The organism is Mesorhizobium sp. M0410 (genome assembly GCF_040321435.1).
In the GTDB taxonomy this organism is placed as follows: domain Bacteria; phylum Pseudomonadota; class Alphaproteobacteria; order Rhizobiales; family Rhizobiaceae; genus Mesorhizobium.
In genome coordinates this window covers 1-2,631 of record NZ_JAMYRN010000064.1, presented here as the reverse complement: position 1 = coordinate 2,631, position 2,631 = coordinate 1, and the positions used below count along the sequence as shown (strand labels likewise).

Sequence of the window (2,631 nt, the reverse complement as noted above, 5' to 3'; positions counted from 1 at the left end):
TGCGTGTTTCGGTAAGTCCCGGACGCCGATTTCACTAAGTCCCGGACAGTGATTTCAGTAAGTCGCGGACAGCATTTCCGCTAAGTCCCGGACAGTTTCCGGGGCGGATTTGACGGTCGGTTCTCGGCTGCGCCGTTCTGGCATTTTGACCTCTCACGATGACGTTGAGAGGGGGCCCATGCCAAGACGGAAGCAAACGAGACAGACGACGGTGAAGGACATCCGAGCGATCTTGCGCCTGACGCATGAGCATGGCCTTTCGGTGCGTGCGGTATCGGAACGGCTGAAGATCAGCAAGACGACGGTTTCGACCTATCTGTTACGCGCGAGCGAGGCGGGGCTTTCGCGTTGGCCGTTGCCGCCCGGCTACGACGACGATGCCGCGCTCGAGCGGCTTCTGTTCCGCCGGATGGGCCGGCCGCCGCAGGATCTGAGTGAGCCCGACTGGGCGCTGATCGTCCGGGAGCTGAAGCGCAAGGGCGTGACGCTGACGCTGTTGTGGCAGGAGTATCGCGCTGCCCATCCCGACGGTTACGGCTACACCTGGTTCTGCGAGCACTTCGCCGCTTTCGAGCGCCGGACGAGCGCAACGTTCCGCAATCGGCATGCGGCGGGCGCGGTGATGCAAACCGACTATGCCGGGCAGACGGTGCCGATCATCGATCCTGCTACCGGCGTCATCCACGCCGCCCAGATCTTTGTCGCGGTGCTGGGCGCCTCCAATCTGACCTTCGCCTTTGCCAGCTCCAGCCAGAAGCTGCCCGACTGGATCGACGGCCAGATGCGGGCGCTTGCCTTCTTCGGCGGAGTCACCAAGGCGATCGTCTGCGACAACCTGAAGGCTGGTGTGGCCAAGGCGTTGTGGTTCGAGCCGACGCTGAACACGACCTTTGCGGCGATGGCCGAGCATTACGACACCACCATCTTGCCGACCCGCAGCCGAAAGCCGCGCGACAAGGCCAAGGTCGAAGGCGCGGTGCTGATCGTCGAGCGCTGGATTCTGGCCCGGCTCCGGAATCGCTCTTTCTTCTCGCTGGCTGAGCTCAATGCGGCGATCGCCGAGCTGCTCGAGGAGCTGAACAACCGGCCGATGCGCCATGTCGGCAAAAGCCGCCGCGAACTGTTCGAGGAAATCGAGCGGGTGGCCTTGAGGCCGCTGCCGGCGACGCCGTTCGAATATGCCGAGTGGAAATCGGCGAAGGTGCATCCCGATTACCATGTCGAGATCGACAAGACCTTCTACTCGGTGCCGCACCGGCTGATCGGACGCACCGTCGACGTGCGGCTCACCCACCGGGTGGTCGAGATCTTCCACGATCACCAGCGCGTCGCCTGCCATGTCCGTCGCTCGCAGCGTTCCGGCCATGTCACCGTCAATGAACACATGCCCAAGGCGCATCAGCGCTACGCCAACACGACGCCGGCCAGCCTAATTGGCCGGGCGGCCAGGATCGGCCCCAACGCCGCCATCCTGGTCGAGCGCATGATGCGCGACCGGCCGCATCCGGAACAGGGATACCGCTCGGCCATGGGCATTCTGTCGCTGGCCCCACGTTATGGACCGGAGCGTCTCGATGCCGCCTGCGAGCGGGCGCTGCTGATCAACGCGATCGCCTACTCCTCCGTCACCGCCATCCTCAAATCCGGCCTCGACCAGGCAAGACCGCAGACCGAGCCGGCAAAGCCGACACCGCCGCACACCAACATCCGCGGCAGCACCTATTACCAGTGAAGGAAAGGAAGAAAGAATGCTGACAAACCCCACCCTCGACCAGATGCAGACCCTCGGCCTGGCCGGCATGGCCACCGCCTGGCGCGAGCTGGCCGAACAGAACAACGCCAATGAGCTCAGCCGCGACGAGTGGCTCGGCCTGATGCTCGACCGCGAGGTCGCCATGCGTGCCGACAAGCGTGTCAAGAACCGGCTCGCCTCAGCCAAGCTGCGCTTTCCCGAAGCCTGCATCGAGGACATCGATTTTGCCGCGACGCGCGGGCTCAACCGGCGCAGCACCATGGCGCTCGCCCAAGGTGAATGGCTGAAGGCGCATGAGAACCTGATCGTCACCGGCCAAACCGGCACCGGCAAGTCATGGCTGGCCTGCGCCTTCGGTCGGCAAGCGGCACGGCTTGACCATTCCGTGCTCTATGTGCGCGTGCCGCGCCTGTTCGAGGATCTGGCGCTCGCCCGCCTAGATGGCCGCTTCCCGCGCCTCATCGACAAACTCACCCGCGCGCAACTGCTCATCCTCGACGACTTTGGAACCCACAGCCTCACCGACCAGCAGCGCTTCCATCTGTTCGAAATCGTCGAGGAACGCTATCGGCGCAAATCCACCCTGATCACCGCCCAGGCCCCCGTGGCCAAATGGCATGACCTGATTGCCGACCCCACCGTCGCCGACGCCATTCTCGACAGGATCGTCCACAACGCCCACCGCATCGTGCTCCAGGGCGACAGCATGCGAAAGCAAAAAGCCGCGCCCCTCTTGACCGGCGCCGAAAACGGCGAAATCAATCATCCATGAACGCAACAAGGCACCCGAGAACCGACACCGCCAAACTGTCCGCGACTTAATGAAACAGCTGTCCGCGACTTAGCGGAATCACTGTCCGGCTTTTGCGAAATGCGCA

The 2,631-nt window shown here is 63.6% G+C and carries 2 protein-coding genes; both read left to right on the top strand.

From position 1 onward, the window contains the following. Window positions 1-178: 178 nt before the first annotated feature. Entirely contained in the window at window positions 179-1,732 is a 1,554-nt protein-coding gene (istA, locus tag NKI63_RS30580) for an IS21 family transposase (protein ID WP_352469372.1), read from the top strand. A gap of 16 nt (window positions 1,733-1,748) precedes the next feature. Next, window positions 1,749-2,525 (top strand): IS21-like element helper ATPase IstB, encoded by a 777-nt coding sequence (gene istB / locus NKI63_RS30575; RefSeq protein ID WP_352469373.1) that lies wholly within the window; start codon window positions 1,749-1,751, stop codon window positions 2,523-2,525. The last annotated feature ends 106 nt before the right edge of the window (window positions 2,526-2,631 follow it).